The 20,841-nt window shown below is 60.5% G+C and carries 21 protein-coding genes; 9 read left to right on the top strand and 12 right to left on the bottom strand.

From position 1 onward, the window contains the following. Window positions 1-72: 72 nt before the first annotated feature. Window positions 73-630 carry a macro domain-containing protein gene (locus J2T55_RS10310; RefSeq protein ID WP_259056180.1) on the bottom strand — a complete coding sequence of 186 codons (558 nt, stop codon included), beginning with the start codon at window positions 628-630 and terminating at the stop codon, window positions 73-75. A 117-nt stretch (window positions 631-747) separates the two neighbouring features. On the opposite strand from J2T55_RS10310, the gene J2T55_RS10305 reads away from it, so the two are divergent. From J2T55_RS10305 to J2T55_RS10295, 3 genes are all read left to right on the top strand, one after another. Further along, window positions 748-1,491 carry a spermidine synthase gene (locus tag J2T55_RS10305; RefSeq protein ID WP_259056162.1) on the top strand — a complete coding sequence of 248 codons (744 nt, stop codon included), beginning with the start codon at window positions 748-750 and terminating at the stop codon, window positions 1,489-1,491. A gap of 34 nt (window positions 1,492-1,525) precedes the next feature. Further along, a complete protein-coding gene (locus J2T55_RS10300; protein ID WP_259056155.1) occupies window positions 1,526-1,924 on the top strand; it encodes a nuclear transport factor 2 family protein in 399 nt (132 codons plus the stop codon). Window positions 1,925-2,013: 89 nt separating this feature from the next. Next, entirely contained in the window at window positions 2,014-2,448 is a 435-nt protein-coding gene (locus J2T55_RS10295) for a GFA family protein (RefSeq protein WP_259056382.1), read from the top strand. A gap of 71 nt (window positions 2,449-2,519) precedes the next feature. Here the strand turns inward: J2T55_RS10295 and J2T55_RS10290 are convergent, their stop codons facing one another. The 8 genes from J2T55_RS10290 to mtgA form a co-directional block, all read right to left on the bottom strand. Next, window positions 2,520-5,207 carry a nitrate reductase gene (locus J2T55_RS10290; protein WP_259056153.1) on the bottom strand — a complete coding sequence of 896 codons (2,688 nt, stop codon included), beginning with the start codon at window positions 5,205-5,207 and terminating at the stop codon, window positions 2,520-2,522. Between the two features lie 167 nt (window positions 5,208-5,374). Next, window positions 5,375-5,713, bottom strand: coding sequence for a nitrite reductase small subunit NirD (gene nirD, locus J2T55_RS10285; RefSeq protein WP_259056150.1), 339 nt, complete (start codon window positions 5,711-5,713; stop codon window positions 5,375-5,377). A 1-nt stretch (window position 5,714) separates the two neighbouring features. After that, window positions 5,715-8,204, bottom strand: a complete 2,490-nt coding sequence (gene nirB / locus J2T55_RS10280) for a nitrite reductase large subunit NirB (RefSeq protein WP_259056143.1) — start codon at window positions 8,202-8,204, stop codon at window positions 5,715-5,717. Between the two features lie 27 nt (window positions 8,205-8,231). Continuing rightward, window positions 8,232-9,596, bottom strand: a complete 1,365-nt coding sequence (locus J2T55_RS10275) for a NarK family nitrate/nitrite MFS transporter (protein ID WP_259056142.1) — start codon at window positions 9,594-9,596, stop codon at window positions 8,232-8,234. A 384-nt stretch (window positions 9,597-9,980) separates the two neighbouring features. Continuing rightward, the gene (locus J2T55_RS10270; protein WP_259056140.1) at window positions 9,981-11,195 is read right to left on the bottom strand and encodes a CmpA/NrtA family ABC transporter substrate-binding protein; all 1,215 of its coding nucleotides are present in this window, start codon (window positions 11,193-11,195) and stop codon (window positions 9,981-9,983) included. 13 nt (window positions 11,196-11,208) lie between these two features. After that, window positions 11,209-11,796: an ANTAR domain-containing response regulator gene (locus tag J2T55_RS10265; protein ID WP_259056138.1), complete on the bottom strand. Its 588-nt coding sequence runs from the start codon at window positions 11,794-11,796 to the stop codon at window positions 11,209-11,211. 426 nt (window positions 11,797-12,222) lie between these two features. Beyond that, window positions 12,223-13,149, bottom strand: coding sequence for a C13 family peptidase (locus tag J2T55_RS10260; RefSeq protein ID WP_259056135.1), 927 nt, complete (start codon window positions 13,147-13,149; stop codon window positions 12,223-12,225). A gap of 4 nt (window positions 13,150-13,153) precedes the next feature. Continuing rightward, a complete protein-coding gene (gene mtgA / locus J2T55_RS10255; protein WP_259056133.1) occupies window positions 13,154-13,888 on the bottom strand; it encodes a monofunctional biosynthetic peptidoglycan transglycosylase in 735 nt (244 codons plus the stop codon). Window positions 13,889-14,178: 290 nt separating this feature from the next. On the opposite strand from mtgA, the gene J2T55_RS10250 reads away from it, so the two are divergent. From J2T55_RS10250 to mtnC, 4 genes are all read left to right on the top strand, one after another. Next, entirely contained in the window at window positions 14,179-14,382 is a 204-nt protein-coding gene (locus tag J2T55_RS10250) for a cold-shock protein (protein WP_259056132.1), read from the top strand. A gap of 97 nt (window positions 14,383-14,479) precedes the next feature. Next, the gene (locus J2T55_RS10245; protein WP_259056380.1) at window positions 14,480-15,094 is read left to right on the top strand and encodes a methylthioribulose 1-phosphate dehydratase; all 615 of its coding nucleotides are present in this window, start codon (window positions 14,480-14,482) and stop codon (window positions 15,092-15,094) included. Further along, a complete protein-coding gene (locus J2T55_RS10240) occupies window positions 15,091-15,651 on the top strand; it encodes a 1,2-dihydroxy-3-keto-5-methylthiopentene dioxygenase (protein WP_259056130.1) in 561 nt (186 codons plus the stop codon). Before J2T55_RS10245 ends, J2T55_RS10240 begins: the two co-directional genes overlap by 4 nt. 45 nt (window positions 15,652-15,696) lie before the next feature. Continuing rightward, window positions 15,697-16,368 carry an acireductone synthase gene (gene mtnC / locus J2T55_RS10235; protein ID WP_259056127.1) on the top strand — a complete coding sequence of 224 codons (672 nt, stop codon included), beginning with the start codon at window positions 15,697-15,699 and terminating at the stop codon, window positions 16,366-16,368. Window positions 16,369-16,761: 393 nt separating this feature from the next. Here mtnC and J2T55_RS10230 read toward each other — a convergent pair whose 3' ends face one another. Next, complete coding sequence (locus tag J2T55_RS10230; RefSeq protein WP_259056120.1) at window positions 16,762-18,045, bottom strand: citrate synthase; 1,284 nt, start codon at window positions 18,043-18,045, stop codon at window positions 16,762-16,764. Between the two features lie 341 nt (window positions 18,046-18,386). On the opposite strand from J2T55_RS10230, the gene J2T55_RS10225 reads away from it, so the two are divergent. Next, on the top strand, window positions 18,387-18,830 hold the full coding sequence (locus tag J2T55_RS10225) for a PH domain-containing protein (protein WP_259056095.1): 444 nt from the start codon (window positions 18,387-18,389) through the stop codon (window positions 18,828-18,830). 6 nt (window positions 18,831-18,836) lie between these two features. Here J2T55_RS10225 and J2T55_RS10220 read toward each other — a convergent pair whose 3' ends face one another. Then, window positions 18,837-19,487, bottom strand: coding sequence for a cyclic nucleotide-binding domain-containing protein (locus tag J2T55_RS10220; RefSeq protein ID WP_259056093.1), 651 nt, complete (start codon window positions 19,485-19,487; stop codon window positions 18,837-18,839). A gap of 86 nt (window positions 19,488-19,573) precedes the next feature. Here J2T55_RS10220 and J2T55_RS10215 point away from each other — a divergent pair, with 86 nt between their 5' ends. Beyond that, complete coding sequence (locus J2T55_RS10215) at window positions 19,574-20,383, top strand: M90 family metallopeptidase (protein ID WP_259056090.1); 810 nt, start codon at window positions 19,574-19,576, stop codon at window positions 20,381-20,383. Here the strand turns inward: J2T55_RS10215 and J2T55_RS10210 are convergent. Further along, on the bottom strand, window positions 20,369-20,653 hold the full coding sequence (locus J2T55_RS10210; RefSeq protein ID WP_259056088.1) for a YkvA family protein: 285 nt from the start codon (window positions 20,651-20,653) through the stop codon (window positions 20,369-20,371). The genes J2T55_RS10215 and J2T55_RS10210 overlap by 15 nt on opposite strands. Window positions 20,654-20,841 lie beyond the last annotated feature (188 nt).

The raw sequence follows: 20,841 nt of genomic DNA, 5'->3' as shown, positions 1-20,841 counted from the left end.
GATGTACGTTGTCCAGGCAGGCGCCGAGTGGCGCGCGCGGATTATAGGCCGGTTTCGGCCCAAAAGTAGTATTCAGCCTGCCAGGCGATGCAGCGCCGCGCTGAAAGCGTCCCGATCGGCGGCACTGAACAGCACGAAGCGAATATGGCGCAGGTTCTGAAAGGTGCGCATGTCATCACCGCCGAACTGGCGGACGCTGGAGAGCGCCACTTCCGCGGCCGGTTCCAGCGGGTAGCCGAAGGCGCCGGCGGAAATCGCCGGAAAGGCAATGCGGGTCAGGGCATTCGCCTCGGCCAGGCTGAGGGCATTGTGGTAGCACCTGGCCAGCAGGTCGGCTTCGGGCCGGTCGACGCCGTAGATCGGACCCAGGCAATGGATGATGTGCCGGTTCGGCAGATCGTGGCCGCCGGTGATGACCGCCTCGCCCGGCCGGATCGGCGCCTGCGGCCGGCATTCTTCGGCCAGGCCGCGGCCGGCAGCGCGGTGAATGGCACCGGCGACACCACCACCCGGCATAAGCTCGGCATTGGCGGCGTTGACCACCGCATCCATGTCCGGCTGCCGGGTAATGTCGCCCTGGCAACATTCGATCGTCACGTGTTCGATGGTGCGGCTGGCGGTGGCTGACATGGCATTGACCTCCAATACGAGGATGCGATGTCGCAAAACCGAATGCAAGTGCCGACGTTCGCACTAGGCGCCGGTTGTGTATCATGCACGTCTGCTTTTCACGAAGATATGAGATCGATGGCGGTACTCTGGCAGCAGCAGATCAATGGCAACCGGTACGAGGTGCGAAGCCATGGCCGTACGCGGCGACTGTACACGAACGGCGTCTGTCACAGCGATTATCATCCGGATCGCGCGATCACCCGCAGCGTCTGGGACTGCCTGTTTCTGCCGCTGCTGTTCAAACCGCCGCAAAGCATCAAGCGGGTGCTGGTGCTCGGCGTCGGTGGCGGTAGCGTGATGCACCTGCTACGTCAGCATTTGCCCCATGCCGAGGTGATCGGGGTGGATGTCAGCGCAGTGCACCTGGAGGTGGCTGAACGCTATTTTGGTCTGCGCGACGTTGAACTTCACGAGGCCGACGCCGGCGACTGGCTGCAGTCTTATGAAGGGCCGACATTCGATGCGATCATCGACGACCTTTTCCTGGAGGAGGGCAGCGATGCCCAGCGCGCCATCGAGGCCGACGTCGATTGGTTCCGGCTGCTGCTGTCGCGAGTGACGGGTGACGGTGTGCTGACGATGAATCTGCCGGACAGCCGTGCCTGTCGCCAGTGCGCCTGGTCAACACACAAAACGCTGCAGCGGCAGTTGCCGGTGGCCTACGCACTGCGTACGCCGTTGTTGAATAACGTCGTTGGCGCATTCCCGCGTTTTCGCACCCAGGCCCATGTCATGAAGCAGCACTTGCGGCAGATCCCGGCCCTGGCACGGGCACAAAAACAGGGGCAATTGCGTTATAGTATGCGCCGGCTCGTATAGCCGTCGCCGAAATTCTCAACCGCCGAAGATTCCCATGCGCCGTGAAACCCTGCTGTTTGCCAACGACCAGTTTTACCTGGCCTTCAACAACTCTGACTACGAACTCATGGAGGCGCTGTGGGCGCGGCAGGCGCCGGTGTTCTGCATCCATCCCGGCTGGCCGGCGCTGACCGATCGCGAGTCGGTCATGGAGAGCTGGGAACGCATTCTCAGTGGCGACGAGTCTCCGGATATCGGTCACGACAACGTGCGCGTGTTCGATCACGGCCACTACGCCAGCGTCGTCTGCTACGAAACGGTCGGCGACAACCGGCTGGTGGCGACCAACGCCTTCATCGAGGAAGACGGCGAGATCCGCATGGTCATGCACCAGGCCGGCGGCTGTACCGAGGCGCCGGAACCCGAGCCGCAGGTCAAGCCCTACATGCAATAGGTGATCGTCTGAACGCAGCAGGATTCGCCACTGTCGATACTTTAAGGCAGTATCGACGTTCTATTGTGGAGCATACAAGGAGGCACATGATGTCGAGCGACAAGTCCTACACAGGGCGTTGCTTCTGTGGTGCGGTTCAATTCACGGTCAACGGCGTGCCTGCCGCCATGGGCTATTGTCATTGCGAGTCATGCCGGCACTGGTCTGCAGGGCCGGTCAATGCATTCAGCCTGTGGCAGCCCGATGCGGTACAGATCACGCAAGGTGCCGACAATATCGGTACCTATAACAAGACACCGGCGAGTTATCGCAAATGGTGCAAGACATGTGGCGGCCACGTTTTCACGGAACATCCGGGCATGGGACTGACTGATGTCTATGCTGCGGTGATTCCGGACCTGAGCTTCAGCCCGCAAATCCATGTGCACTATCAGGAAGCGGTTCTGCGTATTCAGGACGGCCTGCCCAAGATGAAGGACTTGCCCGGCGATATGGGCGGCTCGGGTGAAACCCTGGCGGAATAGCTGCGTGGTGCGGCGCAGCCTTTGATCAGGCTGGGCGACAGTTACATCAATGACGCCTTCGTTGACGCGAACTAGCTGACGGCCGAATCGGCGGGCTGGCAGCTGGCAATGAGCTGACGCAGTTCCGGTATGCAGGCGCCGCAGTTGGTGCCGGCCTTCAGTTTCCGGCCGAGCGCCTCGGTGCTGTTCAATCCCTCTTCGCTAATCGCTTGGATCAGGGTATTGCGACCGACCGCGTGACAGCTGCAGACGATCGCGCCGGCATCGCTGGCGCCGGCGTCACGGCCGGCCAGCAGGGCCATGCGGTCACCGCTGTCGAGCGCGGCCCGGGCAAACAGGCCGCCGAGCCAGTCACGCGCCGGCAGCGCCGCCGGCGTCGCCGCCAGCATCAGGCAGGCATCGAGCCGGCCGTCGCTGGCGATGCTGGCGACCCGGTAGTTACGACCGGCGTGGTCACTGAACTCCAGCCAGTCGGCATCCGGGCGGACTGCGCCGAGCAGGCGCCGCGCCCACGGTGCCCAGTTCTTCTGTACCTCAAGACCGGCCATTTCCACGCGCCAGTGGGCATAACCGCGCACCCGGGTCCAGTAGTCGAGACCACTGAACCGCTGCGGCGCGGGTGCTTCGCGCGTCATCAGAAAACCGTACCAGGCCATGGCGACAGGTCGGGCCCGCGCCGGGGTATGCTTGAATTCCGGTTCGCCGGAGAGGGGGTCGACGACCGGATTGACAAGCGCCCCGACACGGGCGCGCTGGCTATACACATCATTCCAGTGGATGGGTACGAACAGTTCGCCGCGGCGCTGGCCATTATCGCGGCGCACGCGGGCGTTGAGCCGGCCCCAGCGGGTCTCGACCTCGGCCAGGGTATTTTCCTGCAGGGCCAGGGCGTCGGCGTCATCCGGATGGATGGCGACAAAAGGCTCGTCGCGGTGCGCCGACAGGCGCGGCGACTTGCCGGTGCGCGTCAGCGTGTGCCAGTGATCGCGCACGCGGCCGCTGTTGAGAATAAACGGGTACTCGGCGCTGACGGCATGCACTGGCGGCCGCGCCATGGTGGTGACAAAGCGCGCCGGTTGCCGCGTGCCGTCGGTAACGCCCGACAGGCGCGCGCTGCCGGTATCGTCTGCATTTTTCAGTGGCCACTGCCGCGGTGTCAGGGCATCGTATTCGGTCTGACTCAGCGCACCGAGGCCGCCGATGTTGAACAGCCGGCTGCCGTCATTCTCGAATGCCGACAGGCGTGCATGCTCGCTGAAAATATCGGCGGGCTGGCGGTAGTCGAAAGCCTGCTCATGGCCCAGGCGCTTGCCGACCTCGCTGATGATCCACCAGTCCGGCCGCGCCTCGCCGGGCAGCGGCAGGAATGCGTGCTGGCGCGAAATGCGCCGTTCCGAATTGGTCACGGTGCCGTCCTTTTCGCCCCAGGCCGCGGCCGGTAATAAGACGTCGGCATACTGAGTCGTGTCGGTGGTGGCCATGCAGTCGGAGACGACGACGAAGTCGCAGGCGCTTAACGCGCGCCGCGCCTGGTCGGCGTCCGGCAGGCTGACCAGCGGGTTGGTGGCCATGATCCAGACGGCCTTGATTTGGCCCGCCTCGATGGCGTTGAACAGGTCGACTGCCTTCAGACCCGGTTCGCCGGCGATGCTGTCGCTGTCCCAGAAGCGGCGTACGCGATCGACGTTGTCTGCCTCGAAGCCCATGTGCGCGGCCAGGGTATTGGCCAGGCCGCCGACCTCGCGGCCGCCCATGGCATTGGGTTGGCCGGTGAGCGAAAACGGGCCGCAGCCCGGTTTGCCGAGGCGGTGGCTGAGCAGGTGGCAGTTGATGATGGCGTTGACCTTGTCGGTGCCGCTGCTGGCCTGGTTCACGCCCTGGGAAAACAGCGTGACCACGCGTTCGTGTTCGGCAAAGCTGCGGTAAAAGTCTTCAATTGCCTGGCGTTCGACATCACAGTCGACGGCGACGCGATCGGGATCGAATGCCGCGCAGACATCGCGGGCGCTGGTGTAACCCTCGGTTTCAGCGTCGATGAAGCTCCGATCGGCGTAACCGTTGTCATCGAGATAGCGGAACAGGCCGTTGAACAGGGCGACATCGCTGCCCGGCCTGACGGCCAAATGTAGATCGGCCATGTCGGCGGTGGCGGTACGCCGCGGATCGATGACGATAAGGCGCATGTTGCTGCGCCGTTCGCGTGCTGCCTGGATGCGCTGGAACAGCACCGGGTGACACCATGCGCTGTTGCCGCCGACGATGACGATCACGTCGGCCTGTTCGAGGTCCTCGTAGCAGCCGGGCACTAGGTCCTCGCCAAAGGCGCGCTGATGGCCGGCGACTGCCGACGACATGCACAGGCGTGAATTGGTATCGATATTGGCCGAGCCGATGAAGCCTTTCATCAGCTTGTTGGCGACGTAGTAGTCCTCGGTCAGCAGCTGGCCGGAGACATAGAATGCCACCGAATCCGGCCCGTAACGGTCAATGGCCTGGCGCAAGCCGTCGGCGACGGTATCCAGCGCGGTGTCCCAGTCCACCGGGCGGCCGCGCAGCTGCGGCTGCAGCAGGCGGTCGTCGTGATCCAGCGTTTCACCCAGCGCCGCGCCCTTGGTGCAGACGCGGCCGTAGTTGGCCGGGTGATCCGGGTCCGGCTGGATGACCGGTGCATCATCCTGCCGTTGCGTCACCTTGAGTCCGCAGCCGACGCCGCAGTAAGGACAAGTCGTCCTGATGGTTTTGGTTTGTTCCTCAGCCATGATGACTTGTCCGTTTGGCACATAGCCTGTCCCGGGCCCGATCCGCGATTCGAAGTGAAACGGAAACCGCGTTTTCGCTGAACGGCAACAAAAAGAACGGGAAGTTCTTTTTGTTGCATGAGGGATAACAAGTCGTATTGATCGTTTTTGACATACGGCAGGCGCGCTCAGGCCGGCGTCAGCGACAGGTAGACGACGCCGGCGTCGACCTTGACCGGGTAGCTGCCGGTTTGACCTTCGTCAGGTGTCTCCGCCGCGCCGTCTTCTAGGCGGATGCACCAGTCATGCAGCGGGCAGATGACCTGGCAGCCGGTGACAATGCCCTGCGACAGCGGACCGCCGCGATGCGGACATTGATCGTCCAGCGCGAAGACCTGGTCGTCGCGGGTGCGAAACACCGCAATCGTGTTCTGGCCGGACTTGACCGTGCGTGCGCCGAGACGCGGTATGGCATCCAGCGGACCGACCTCGATCCAGTCCTCGACCATTTTCTGTGCAGCACCCATGTTAGCTGACCTCCTTTAATGGCACGTACTCGATCGGTGCCGCGCCGGAGTCGCTGCTGCGCCCGGCCCACGGGTCGACCTCGATGTATTGCTGTGATTCCAGGAACCGCTCGTAGGCAGCCTTGCGGCCGGCATCATCCTTGACCACGCGGTCGATGACGTAATCGAGACCGACGCGCTCGATCCAGTGCGCCGTACGTTCCAGGTAATACGCCTCTTCGCGGTAGATCTGCATGAAGCCGCCGCAGTATTCCTTGACCTCTTCGGGCGTCGACACGCGGCACAGTACATCGGTGCCGCGCAGTTTGACGCCACCGTTGCCGCCGACCTGCAGTTCATAGCCGGTTTCCAGGCAGATGACGCCGAAGTCCTTGATCGATGACTCGGCGCAGTTGCGCGGACAGCCGGAGACCGCCATCTTGAACTTGTGCGGCGTCCAGGTACCGGCGGTCATCTGCTCCAGTTCGACGCCGAGCTTGGTCGATTCCTGCAGACCGAATCGGCACCATTCCTTGCCGACGCAGGTCTTCACTGTGCGCAGCGCCTTGCCGTAGGCGTGGCCCGACTGCAGGCCGCCTTTCTCGCGCAGGTCGCGCCAGACGCCGGGCAGGTCTTCCTTTTTCACACCCAGCAGGTCGATGCGCTGGCCGCCGGTGACCTTGACCGTCGGGATGTCGTACTTGTCGACCACGTCGGCGATGGCGCGCAGTTCCTGCGAGCTGGTCAGGCCGCCCCACATGCGCGGTACAACCGAGTAGGTGCCGTCCTTCTGGATGTTGGCGTGGGCGCGTTCATTAATGAAGCGCGATTGCGAATCGTCGATCGCCTCGGCCGGGAAGGTCGAGATGCAATAGTAGTTGAGCGCCGGGCGACACTTGTTGCAGCCGTCGGCACGATCCCAGCCCAGCGCTTCGCGCACGTCGGTGGCGCTCAACAGGTGCTGCTCGCGGATCGCCGCACGCACCTTGCCATGGCTCAGGGTCGTACAGTCGCACATCGGTTTGTCCTCGGCCGCGACCGTGGCGATGGCATCGGCGCCGATGGTGGCGGCAAGCAGTTCGCCGACCTTGTCCTTGCACGAGCCGCAGGATGTGCCGGCCTTGGTCTGTTTCTCGACATCGGCCTGCGAGGTCAGCTCCTGGCTGCGGATGGTCTCGACGATCGTACCCTTGCAGACGCCGTTGCAGTCGCAAATCTGGGTATCGTCCGGCAGCGATTCGACGCCGGCATCGGCCTTCGCCTCGTCCTCGGCGTAGGCGCGGCCGAACACCAGGCGGTCACGGATGTCGCTGACATCGCGTTCTGCCTTCATCAGGTCGAAATACCACGAGCCGTCACCGGTTTCCCCGTAGAGGACCACGCCCTTGATGCGGTTGTCTTTTAGTATGATGCGCTTGTAGACGCCGCGGTGCGGATCCTGAAACACCAGGTCCTCGCTGTCGTCGTCGCCGATGATGTCACCGGCCGAGAACAGGTCGACGCCGGAGACCTTGAGCTTGGTCGAGGTTTCCGAGCCGACATAGCGACCACTGCCGACGTTGGCCAGGTGCGTGGCGCAGACTTTCGCCTGTTCCCATAATGGGGCGACCAGGCCGTAGGTTTTGTCGCGGTGCTGCACGCATTCGCCGACGGAGTAGATGCGTGGATCGTAGGTCTGCATGGTGTCATTGACGAGGATGCCGCGTTCACAGTACAGGCCGCTGTTTTGCGCCAGTTCGATGTTCGGCTTGATGCCGACGGCCATGACAACCAGGTCCGCCTTGACCTCGCTGCCGTCCGTGAAACGCACCCCGCTGACACGTTTGCTGCCCAGCAACTTGTCCTTTTTGCCGAGGATTCTTTCGGTCTTCGCCTCCATGCGAAAATGCAGGCCGCGCTGTTCCAGCGACTGCTGTAGCAGCCGGCCGGCGGCACCGTCGAGCTGGCGTTCCATGAGCGTATCCAGCAAGTGGACTACGGTAACGTCCATGCCCTGTTTGTGCAGACCATGCGCGGCCTCGAGGCCCAGCAGCCCGCCGCCGATAACGACTGCCTTGCTGTGTTCCTTGCTGGCCTCGAGCATGGACTCGACGTCGTGAATGTCACGGAAGGTGATGACCCCGGGCAGCTCCTTGCCGTCGATCGGCAGCATGAACGGATTCGAACCGGTTGCGATCAACAGACGGTCGTACGGGATCTCGCGGCCGGACTTCGAATGCACCATGCGCCGCTGGCGATCGATGCGCTCCACCGGGTCACCGCTGTACAGAGTAATGTTGTTCTGTTCATACCACTCCGGCGTGTTGATCATGATCTCGTCGACGTCCTTGTCGCCGGCCAGCAGTGGCGACAGCATGATGCGGTTGTAGTTGCCGTAGGGCTCGGCACCGAACACCGTGATGTTGTAGTGATCCGGTGCCAGCTGCAGTAATTCCTCGACCGTTCTCATGCCGGCCATGCCGTTGCCGATGACGACAAGGTCCTGTTTTTGATCGGCGAGTTTCTTAATCATATCCTGCTCCGGGTTCTGATTGATGTCTTATGACTGTAGTGCCGGTTTGGCATTGGCACTCTCCAGTTCGCGTTCGGCCAAGGCGTCATTCAGGGCCTGGTCTTCCTCGGCGATAACCTCTGGCGAGAAGCGTACCGCCAGCGCAAACAGCGAGCAGACCAACACTGCGATGCCGAGATAGAACAGCCCCTGTTCATAACTCATTTCCTCCGAACGGAACAGGAAGCCGGCCAGCACCGCACCGGCATTGCCACCGGCACCGACGATGCCGGCGACGGCACCGAGTGCCTTGCGGTTCATGAACGGCACGACGCCATAGGTTGCGCCCTCGGCCATCTGCACGAACAGGCTGAAGATGACCATGGTCATGATCGCCAGGCCGAGCACGGCCATCTGCGAAAACAGCACCAGCGCCAGGCCTTCCAACAAGAGGATGACGAACAGGAAGTTGACGCGTCCTCTCAGGCCACTGCGGCGGGCACAGTAGTCGGAACCGACACCGCCGAGGGTGCGGGCGAACAGGTTCATCAGGCCGAACATGCCGGCAATGAGTCCGGCCGTTTTCAGATCCAGCTCGAAGCGATCGAAGAAGTAGATCGCGGCAATGTTGTTGATGGTCAGCTCGATACCGAAGCAGGCGGCGTAGACCACGAAAAGCGCCCAGACGCGATAGTCCCTGGCAGCCTCGATAAACGCGCGCAAGGATTCCATGAAGTTTCTGTTGGCGGGCAGTTCACCGCGTTCGCGCAGCTCCCTGTAGTCGCCGTCCGGCGTGTCGCGGGTCAGCAGATAGTAGCCGACGCCGGTGACGAGCAGCACGATGCCCGGCACGATCATCGCCAGGCGCCAGCCGACAGCCTCGGATACACCCAGCGTCAGTACCGCGGCAAAAATGAGCGGCATGACGATCTGCGTGGTACCGCCGCCGAGATTGCCCCAGCCGGCGGTGGTCGCATTCGCGGTACCGACCACGTTGGGGGCGAACATCACGGAGGTGTGGTACTGCGTAATCACGAACGAGGCACCGATGGCGCCGATGGCGAGGCGCGCCAGCAGGAAGCTTTCATAGCTGTTGGCCAGGCCGATGCCCATGACCGGAATCGAACCGAGCACCAGCAGCCAGCTGTAGGTCCGGCGCGGGCCGAAACGATCGCACAGTGGTCCGATAATCAGTCGCACGAGGATCGTAATGGCAACCGAGGCAATGATGGTGTTACCGATCTGTGCCTTGCTGAGATCGAGATCCTCGCGGACCACGGCCATTAATGGCGCGATACCGAACCAGCCGAAGAAACACAGGTGGAAGGCAAACCAGCTCATGTGGAAGGCGCGCATCTGGATCGACTTGAAATCAAACAGTCTGATGCGCGTGGCTTTGTTGGCAATGTCCATGGTATTGGCGTCTCCCTAGTCAAAAATAAAGCAACAAAAAAGGCGTCACCGGGTTGCTCGTAACAGAAGCAATGCCCGCAGCTGACGCCTTTGCCTATTTTTGGGTCCGCCGTTAGACCCGCACATTGATATCGCTGGCTTACCGGGTGCGGCGGTGCGTCGCCGCATGGTCGAAACCTGCAAGTGCCATTCTTGAATGGCGTTTGTATTGAATGGAGCAAACCCCGTGCCAGTATTGGATTACCGCGAGGTTTCCAGAAAAACTCTGATATAACAGGGGGTTGTTGTGCCCGGTCAGGAATGACCGCCAGCGACCAGCGCGCTGCAACGCACAAAAATGGGCTGCGCAGACGCTAACGTGCACCTGATGGGTGCAGGACCGGCTTATTGCTGGCGCGTGTTTTCCAACGCCGGGTGGATGCTGGCAATGTCGGCATCCGCCACGTAGTCGAGCATTTTTGCCGGATCGAATTCGCGGCCGTCGAGAAACCGATCCGGACCGAGCGTCAGCGATTCAAGCTGCCATTCGGAAACGTGTACGCCTTCCGGTTTGTGATCGACAGACGGACAGGGGATGTCTGCCGCGGCGCAGGCCTCGCGGTACCAGTCGCTGCGATAGACACTGGCGGCCAGTGCTTCGGGGTCAAGAGTCTGACCGATCTGGCCCCAGCGGATCATCTGGCTGAGCAGCCATATGGCCTGCGAACGCCACGGGAAGTTGGCGCAGTAGCGATAAAACACGTGGCCACCGGTCTTCAGGCCGGCGGCAATCGGCTCCGGCGGCAGATCCAGGTATTGCGGCTGGCTGAGCATCGCGACCGTCTCGTCACGATGCCGGTCGTCGGCCAGCCAGCGGCTGGCCGCGAGCAGTGCGCGCAGCAGCGCCTGGTGGGTGTGCGGATGTTCCTGGGCCCAGTCGGCGCGCAGCGCCAGGACTTTCTCCGGTGCGTTCTGCCAGATCTGGTAACCCTTGAGCAGAATAGTGCCGTAACCGCGCGCCGCGGCAACCTGGTTCCAGGGCTCGCCGACGCACAGGCCGTCAATGCGGCCGGCCGCCAGCTGGCTGACCATCTGCGGCGGCGGAATAACGACCAGATTGACGTCTTCGTCGGGATTGATGCCACCGGCCGCCAGCCAGTAACGCAGCAGGTAGTTATGACAGGAGTAGGGATAGACCATGGCGAAGGTTAGCGGCGCCTGGCCTTCCCGGCGGCGGCTGTCGATGATCTGTTTCAGGCTGATGACCGACTGATGCGCCGAGGCCAGCGCCTCCGGATTCAGATTCTTCAGCTGTTCGCGCAGGCTGTTCGAGATGGTTATGGCATTGCCGTTCAGACTGAGCGAAAAACTGCTGACCAGCGGTGTGCGGATGCCGTTCAGGCCCAGGCTGATGGCCAGGGACATGGGTGCAAGCATGTGTGCGCCGTGCAGACTGCCGACGCACAGCTTGTCGCGGATGTTCGCCCAGGAGGCCTCGCGCGACAGGCGTACGTTCAGACCTTCCGTTTCGAAGAATCCCTGCTCCCGGGCGACGGCCAGGGGCGCTGCGTCGATGAGCGGAATGAAGCCGAGGGTCAGATCACGCGTTTCAGGTTGCATGCAATCTCCGGGGTTATTCCAGTAATTCGGCTGCTGCGATGATGCTGCGCGCCAGTTCCGACAGTTTCAGATTTCGATCCATCGCCATCTTGCGCAGGCTCTGATAGGCCTGATCCTCGTCAAGACCGCGTTTTTTCATGAGTATGCCCTTGGCCTTTTCGATCAGCTTGCGTTCGGTCAGCTGCATGCGCGTCTGTTCCAGCTCGTTGCGCAGCTGCTGATACTCGCGAAAACGGTGCATGGCAACATCGAGAATCGGGCGAATGCGTTCCGGGCTGAGACCGTCAACGATGTAGGCGGATACGCCGGACTTGACCGCGCGCTCGATCGTTGCGCTGTCTCCGTCATTGGTGAACATCACGATCGGGCGTGGCCGATCGCGGTTGATGGCCTGCATGGATTCCAGCGTATCGCGGCCGGGTGATTCCAGATCCACGATGATGATATCGGGCTGGGTACGTTCGACGGTGGCGATGATGTCCTCGCTCGCGGAAATGCGGGCGACAATTTCATGACCCTGCTCGCGCAGCGCATTGTCGAGAATTTCAAACCGCTCCGGTTGTTCGTCGATGAGTATTATTTTTAATTGATTGTTACTCACGAAGTGACGGACTCGATGATAATCTGAATGTCATGGGGCAGTGGCAAAGAGCCGGAACTGCTCGACGTCGGTACTTATGCCACGACTTAGGTTGAGTGAATGACGGTCAGCGCCATAATGCGCGTACTTTACGCCAAGGGTTAAATGTTTGCCAATGCCACGACGTAACCGATCGACATAGCCATGGCTCAATACAGTGTTCGACAGCGTGACATCGTTGACCAGAGCGGATCACGTCCTGTTACGTGGTCGCTGAAACACCGTTCATGATCAGGTGCAGCTGGTTGATAAAAAGACAAGGCAAACATCGGGCCAGAACAAATAACTTACTGTTCGTATGACTATCAAAAGGCGGGAACAGGTGCAGCGTAAGCCACTGATGCACTGTTTTGGCGCTAGTGTGCGCCATGCCGGTGCCTTGAGTAGTTATTCGAACACCCCCTGGCTTTCGGCCCAGCGATCGAGTTGGGCACGGATCGCGTCAGGTGCGTGGATCTGCGGTAATGACTGTTGTTCGAATTCGGCTTCCCAGTTGCTGATGTGTTGCCGGGCACGCGCGAAAGCGTCGCTGAATGAATGTGCTAGCGGCAGTGCTTCCTGGAAGTAGGCGCGGCCGAAATAGGTCATGGTGGCGGTATCGCTGCAGCCGAATGACTGGCGGTCGGCACGCGCCGCGGTCATGATCATCGTGTGTTCGTTCTTGAGCGGTGCAATGAAGCCGCCAGAATAACACGCGGAGATCATGATCACTTTCCACTTTACCGGCAATGACTGTAGCAGTCCTGCCAGCCGTGTGGCTGACAGATCCGGCAGGGCAAAACCGTCATGGTGCAACACCAGCTCATGCTGTTCGCTGCCGTGTGAGGTCAGATAGAGGAACAGGATATCCTGTTCGGGGTTCATGATTGCCGCCAGGCCCTTGAGTGCGGTTTCGATGCTGGTGCTTGTGGCCAGCGGCAGCTGGGTGGTGGTCGTGCGGCTGTTGACCAGCAACAGTGACCGATCCGCAGTGGCGAAGTCACGGTCCAATTGTGTCCGGATCGTTTCAACCTCGCGGCGAAAGACTTCCTGGCTGCCATCACCGGCGATACCGAGAAAGTAGAGTTCAACCGCGTCGGGATTGCCCGGCTGCAGGGCCGACAGTTCGCGGGTCAAAAACTGGTTTTGGCGGTACAGCGCCAGTTCGGTGTCCTGTTCCAGCGCCGCGTAATAGGCCGCGTAGCTGTCCGCCGCGGCTTCCGGGGGTGTCTCGGTGGCGGTGTCCGGTTCCGGCACCATCGCGGTTTGCTCGACCAGCAGCCAGCCCAGCAGCAGGGCCGACAAGCTGAGCCACAACAGGTATCGGCGGCGCATCAGGCTACTCCGACATGTCGCTGACGTAGGCGGGCCCGCCGAGCTGGCGCATGTGGCGCAGTATCCAGTCGCGCCGCTCCAGCATGTAGTCCGTCGGCGCGGCGGCGTCGAAGTATTTCGGATTGGGCAGTACAGTGGCGAGTAGGGCGGCCTGGGGCGGCGTCAGAGCGGCAGCAGAGGTGGCATGGTATTCGCGCGCCGCCGCCTCCACGCCGTAGATCCCGGGACCGAACTCGGCGATGTTCAGATAGACCTCGAGGATACGCTGCTTGGGCCAGCTCAGTTCGATCAGCAGGGTGAACCAGGCCTCCAGGCCCTTGCGCAGCCAGCTCTGCTGCGAGCACAGGAACAGGTTCTTGGCCACCTGCTGGGATATGGTACTGGCGCCACGCAGGCTGCCGCCGCGCAGGTGGTCGCGTATGGCGTCCCGGATCGAGGCGACATCGAAGCCATTGTGGCGGGGAAATTTCTGATCCTCGGCGGCGACCACGGCGATGCGCATGGCCGGTGCAATGTCGTGCCAGTCTACCCACTGATAGCGCGGGTGGCCGGTCCAGGCTTGTGTCTGACCCTGCTGCTCGAACCAATGGCCGAGCATGAACGCGCTGGTCGGTGGGGGCAGCCAACGCAGCAACAGCACCGGCAGCAGCGTGACCAGCAGGAATACCAGCGCCAGCAGGCCGCAGCCGGTGAGCAACCGGCGGCGCCAGGGGTGGCGTTTGCGAGTGGCCTTGGTCATGAATTGGTCACCGGGGGTTAACAGTATGCGTTATCTTACTGAATTCAAATTCCATCAGATACTGCATGGCGGCCGCGTCCTGTGGGCCGCACCGTAGCGGCGGAACGCGTTCAAATAACGGCCTTTTGATAGTGGCATTCAGCCGATGGATGTCCTATGCTGAAAATTACGCAGTGGACCAACTACAGTGATTTCGGAACAGCCCACCTGATCGTTCAGCACGCTTTTCGTAATTTCTCTCTCAGGACACCTCTGCGCATTATCTTTTATTTTTATTGAGGTGAATTAGTGTGAATACCGGTACCGTAAAGTGGTTCAACGAAAGCAAGGGATTCGGCTTCATCCAGCCTGATGATGGTAGCAAAGATGTGTTTGTTCATTACTCGGCCATTGCCGGCAGTGGGTTCCGTTCCCTGACCGAGGGTCAGAAAGTGTCTTTCGAGGTCCAGAAGACACCCAAGGGCCTGGCTGCCGCCAACGTCCAGGCCGCCTGAAGCACTGCTTTCCAGAGCCTGATAAACCCCGCTTCGGCGGGGTTTTTTATTGTCCGGGGCTGCCGTCGTGCCGACGAGTTTGTATACTGCCCGCCTCATGACACAGGATTTCGAACAGGCCGCCCGGGCGCTGGCTGATGCCGGCCGTCAGCTATACCAGCTTGGCATGGTGCCGGCAACCAGTGGCAATTTTTCCGCCCGCCTGGATGCCGAACGTATCGCCATCACCGTTTCCGGCCGTCACAAGGGGCATCTGAGCGCCGACGATATCATGCTCGTGGACGGCCTTGGCCAGTCGCTGGATGGCCGTCGTGCGTCGGCGGAAACGGCCCTGCATATCCAGATATATCAAAGATTTGGCGACGCCGGTGCGGTGTTGCATCCGCATTCCGTGCATGCGACGCTGTTATCCAGACTGCTCGATGGCCCGCTGGAACTCAGCGACTACGAACTGCTCAAGGCCTTTCCCGGATTCACCACCCATGAGTCGCACCTGACGGTGCCGGTGTTCAACAATGATCAGGATATCGACCGGCTCGCCGCCGAGGTTGATGCCTGGATGGACTCGGCCGGGCCGATTCACGGTTATCTGATTCGGGGTCACGGTTTCTATACTTGGGGGGGGAGCGTCGCCGACGCCATGCGCCACGTCGAGGCTTTCGAGTTTCTATTCAAATGCGAGTTGATGCTGCAGGGAGTGAGTGTGCAATGACGACACTTTCCATCTACACCGATAACCGGCCAGACGAGGCTGAAACACTGACCGACTTCGACGCGATCAGCGCCCGTTTGCGTGATGTCGGCATACAACTGGAACGCTGGCAGGCGAATCAGCCATTATCGGCGGATGCCGACCAGGAAGAAGTCCTTGCCGCATACAGTGATGATATCGAACGCCTGAACCGGCAGTATGGCTTCCAGTCCGTGGATGTGATCAGCCTGCGGCCGGACAATCCGAAAAAGGCCGAGATGCGGCAGAAATTCCTCAGCGAACATACCCATGATGACTTCGAAGTGCGTTTCTTCGTCGACGGTCAGGGCCTGTTCTACCTGCATATAGAGAACAAGGTCTATACTGTGCTTTGCACCAGGGGGGATCTGATCAGTGTGCCGGCCAATACCACGCACTGGTTCGACATGGGGACACAGCCGGACTTCAAGTGCATCCGCTTCTTCACCACGGCAGAAGGCTGGGTCGGTCATTTCACCGGCAGTGATATCGCCGAGCACTTTCCCGATTTTGACAGCTATGTCAGCGCAACAGGCTGACGGCGACAAATATAACCAGTCTTTTCACTACCGGGTGTTTCTGCATTGAGCCAGGCCATTCTGACCGATATCGAGGGCACGACCACGTCGCTGTCCTTCGTCCATGACGTTCTGTTTCCCTACGCGCGGAAACACCTGCCGGCGTTCATCCGTGAGCACCAGCATGAAGCGGAAGTCAAGGCATTGCTGGATGACCTGCGCGAACAACAGCAGCGCTACCTCAATGAAGGCCAGATTATTGACTTGCTGATTTACTGGGTGGAGGAGGACCGCAAGGACACAGTTCTCAAGTCACTGCAGGGTCTGCTGTGGCGCCGTGGCTATGAAAGCGGCGACTTTACCGGTCACATTTACGAGGATGCCGCTCGCAGGCTTCAGCAGTGGCACGCCACGGGCCTGCAGCTGGCAATTTTCTCTTCTGGCTCGGTTGCCGCGCAAAAACTGCTGTTCGGTTACAGCGACTACGGTGACCTGACGCCGTTGTTCAGTCACTACTTCGACACGACCACCGGCGCCAAGCGTGAGGCTGGCGCCTACACGCGCATTGCCGAAACTATGCACCAGGCGCCGGCGGACATCCTGTTCCTCTCCGACGTCATCGAGGAACTGAACGCCGCACGTGCCGCCGGCCTGCAAACCACGCAGCTGGTGCGCGAAGGGCAGGCGACAGGGGAGCATCCTGTCGCCAGTACCTTTGACGCGATCCAGGTTGGGTGAGCGGTGTCCTGGTTGATTAGTGACCGGTAATTGGTGATCGGCAAGAGCCGGCACTTGTAGGAACGGGTTGAAATCCACGAACCCATCGGCGCATGTTTCACCGGCTGAAGTTGGCTTCCTCAGAGATGGTCGGATAAGCGTAGGAGCGGCGCCCCCGCCGCGAAAAAGATTCGAATACCATGCGGTAAGCGAGCGCCTGTTCGGCCCGGGGGCGGGCCTCCTACGGGCGTGAACGATAGGCAGGAGCAGCGCCCCCGCCGCGAACATGCCGGTGAGGGGTTATTGAATTTTAATTCTGCCTTGACACCGAAACAGCGTCGCTCACGCTTCTTTAAATCACCAATCACCAATCACCAATCACCAATCACCAATCACCAATCACCAATCACCAACTCACCGCTTGTCCATTGGCACGTAGTCGCGTTTCGGGGCGCCGGTGTAGATCTGACGGGGCCGGTCGATCTTGGCTGGTGCCATGTGGACTTCGCGCCAGTGTGATATCCAGCCCGGTAACCGACCGATGGCGAAGATCACGGTAAACATGTTGGTCGGGATGCCGATCGCCCGCATGATGATGCCGCTGTAGAAATCGACATTCGGGTAGAGCTTGCGCTCGATGAAGTAGTCGTCTTCCAGGGCCACTTCCTCAAGCCGTTTGGCAATGTCCAGCAACGGATCGTGGATGCCAAGCCGGTCGAGGACGTTGTCGCAGGCCTGCTTGATGATCTTCGCGCGTGGATCGAAATTCTTGTAGACGCGGTGACCGAAGCCCATAAGGCGGATGCCGGCTTCCTTGTTCTTTACCTTCTCCATGTATTCTTCCGGCGTCATGCCGCTGTCATGCAGTTGTTGCAGCATTTCCATGACCGCGACATTGGCGCCCCCGTGCAGCGGTCCCCACAGGGCGCAGACGCCGGCGGCGACCGAGGCGTACAGGTTGGCCTGGGCGGAGCCGACCATACGTACCGTCGAGGTTGAACAGTTCTGTTCATGATCGGCGTGCAGGATGAGCAGCTTGTCCAGCGCATCGACGACAACATCATCGGGTTCATACGGCTTGTGCGGCAGGGATAACAGCTGATGCAGGAAGTTGGCGGTGTAGCGCAGGTCAGAACGCGGGTAGTTCATCGGCTTGCCGATCGACTTGCGATAGCTGGCTGCCGCGATCGTGCGAACCTTGCTCATCAGGCGCGCGGCCGGGTCCATGAAGTGATCGTCGTCGTCCGGTGACATGAACACGGGCTGAAAACAACCGAGGGCATTGATCATCGCCGACAGGATGGCCATCGGCGGTGCGTCCGCCGGAAAGCCCTCGAAGGCATGCAGCATGTCTTCGTGAATGAACTGGTGTTCGGTGAGCTGGTTGCGGAATTCCTGGAGCTGGGATTCACCGGGCAATTCGCCGAATATCAGCAGGTAGGCGGTTTCGGCAAAGGTCGATTGCTCGGCCAGCTGTTCGATCGGATAACCGCGATAGCGCAAAATGCCGTTGTCGCCGTCGATATAGCAAATGTTGCTCTGGCAGGAACCGGTATTGCCGTAACCGTTGTCCAGCGTAATAAGTCCGGTCTGGGCGCGCAGTGAGCTGATATCGATGCCGGTTTCGTTTTCGGTGCCGACGACCACCGGCAGTTCCAGGCTCTTGTCATCGTAGGTCAGCTTGGCGGATTGGGACATGATCTTCCTCTTCGTTAACAATCATAAAAAGAGCTGTCGTCACTATCGGACTGCACAGTTTTACGGGCGGGTCTTCACGCCCCGCGGTCACGGCTGTATGCGACAGGCCGTCAGGGGAGGCGCTATTCTACCGATGCGGAACACATTCGTCTTGTGCAATGCGATAGATTTTTATCAGGCTCTTGACAGAGTGAGAATGAGGCTTTCCGCATCGCCATCGGGTCCCGATCCGGGATTCCGGCATTGCGCCGGTTTATCATTCAAATCAATCTATTAGTTGAGCAATGGCGGGGCAGCGCCTATGCTGACCGCATTAGAATAATGTGCCGGGAGTGACCGACATGGATCTGGAAATTCGGCCCAGCTGGCGGGATCAGTTGGGTTTAATGTTATTGATTGTGCTGCTGGTCCTGGCGACGGTTACCAGCGGAGTCGTCGGTATGGCCGATATGCCAGCCGGGGTGGTGACAGCGACACTGGCCGCGATGACCGTGCTGGCCGTACTGGTATTGCTGTACCGGCACTATGTCTGGCGCTTTCAGATCAGCGATGGCGCCATAGAAAGTCATTACGGCATCATCTCCCGTGATGTGCGCTCCATACGTATTCGCGATCTACGCAATATCAACGTGCGCCAGAGTATCCTCCAGCGTTTGCTCGGTATTGGTGATGTCGAATTCTCCAGCGCCGGCGGTGCCGGTATTGAGGTGACTTTTTTCGGTGTGGCCGGGCCGATGGCATTGAAAACCCGCATCCAGGCCATCGAGGCGGCGCCGGAGGATTAAGTCGGCTCAGGTATCCGGCTGCTGCTGGTCGAACGCTTCCTGGATACGTGCGGTTTCCCGGGCGCGTTGCTGTACCAGCCGCATGAAGGCATGGGCCACGTGCGGTACATTCTCGAAATAGTGGGTCAGATCACCGTAGTTGGCACACAGCAGTTCGCAGCGTTCAATGGCCCTGACCGAGGCGCTGCGTCGGCCATCCTGAAAATAGCCCATCTCGCCGATCGGATCGCCGGGCTCGAGGTAGGCAATGTGCATCCAATGACCGTCGATATCCGTGCGATAGACCTCGGCGCGTCCCAGGCCGAGCACGTACAGGGTGGGGTCCTCTTCATCCTGGATGATGAACTGGTAACCTTCCGGCACAGTGACTTCACGAAAACGGCTGCTGAGCGAATTCAGTTCCGGGCCACTCAAATTCCTGAAGACATAACACTCTCGCAGCCGGTCGGTGCGCTGGTGACGTATGGCGGCTTCCAGCTCGCTCTGCGAGACCGTGCCCAGTTCCTGTAGTATTTCGCCAATGCGTTTGTGCTGGCCGTTACCGCTTGCATGCTGAGCCTGGTGCTGCAACGCGGCGCGGATGGTGCCGGGCGCGCAGGCGAGATACTCGGCCAGACGCCGCAGATAGGAACCTTTTCCCCGAGGTGTGTCGGTCATGCGGCTTTTCCCCCGTGGCCGTCACCGGACAATAAATGATATCGAATCACTAACAGCCAGATTGCCATGAAAGGACTTTTTAATCCATGCCGGGAACAGCCATGCTGGCCTGGTTGACTCGCTGGCGCCGGCGACGCGTTGTGCGGCGCAAACCACTGGATGCGGCACTATGGCAGCAGACGCTCGCCGGCCTGCCGTTGCTCGCTGGCCTGGAGATGGATCAAAAGCGTGAGCTCGAGTACCTGACAACCCTGTTCCTGCATGACAAGTCATTCGAACCGGTACAGGGGCTGGTGCTGACCGATGCCGACCGGTACTGGATCGCGGCCCAGGCCTGTCTGCCGATCCTTGGCTTGGGGCTGGAATGGTATGACGGCTGGCGCGGGATCGTGATCTATCCGTACGACTTCGTCGGTGGTCATGCCGAGATCGATGATGCCGGTGTCGTCCATGAACACGATATGCTGCAGACCGGTGAGTCCTGGCAGCACGGGCCGGTCATACTGTCGTTGCCGGAAGTGCGCAACAGTGGCCACTGTGATGGCAATAACGTCATCATCCATGAACTGGCACACAAGCTGGATATGCTCAATGGCGATGCCAACGGCTACCCGCCACTACACCGCAACATGCCCAGCGAGATCTGGAGCCGGGTGTTCCAGGCCGCCTACGATGACCTGGGCGAACGCGTCGACAGCCGGATCCGCGTCAGTATCGATGCTTACGCCACGGAATCGCCGGCCGAGTGTTTTGCCGTGTTCAGCGAGTATTTCTTTTCGTTGCCGGGGCTGCTGCAGGCTGAGTACCCGCAGGTCTACGAACAGCTCGCGCTTTTCTATCGCCAGCAGCCGCTGCAACGGCTGCAGTCGGCTGCACGTTCGTCAGCCAGCGACTGATTGGTGTTGCCGGGCGCGGCAGTCGTCGATGACCCATGCCGGTATCCGGCGTCGCGCCAGCCAGATCAGCAACGGCACAATGACGAGGTCGTCGAGCTGGCCGAGCAGGGGGATCCAGTCGGGGATCAGATCGACCGGTGACAGTAGATAAAACAGCGCCAGCCCCAGCAGCCAGCGTGCCGATCGTGGTGTGCCGGGATGCTCGGCTACACAGCGCCAGACAGAGCTCTCGGCTTTGATGCGGGTAACAAGTTGACGCCAGTGGGGCATGGGTTGTTGGGTGACTGGTAATTGGTGATTAGTGACTGGCAATACCTGCCATTGTAGGAGCGCATTAACCAATAGCGCGTAGCGCACTTTCACCCGAGCCTGTAAATAATTCTGTGTAAGTGCCCGTTCAAAGATATTGTGTCACGCGTTCACCGTATTCGATGATAAAGCGATTGAGTGCGGGCTTC

Origin of the sequence: Methylohalomonas lacus, from assembly GCF_024808875.1 — a bacterium.
In the GTDB taxonomy this organism is placed as follows: Bacteria; Pseudomonadota; Gammaproteobacteria; order Methylohalomonadales; family Methylohalomonadaceae; genus Methylohalomonas; species Methylohalomonas lacus.
Note: the sequence above shows the minus strand (reverse complement) of the source record. Positions and strands in the feature narration are given on the sequence as shown.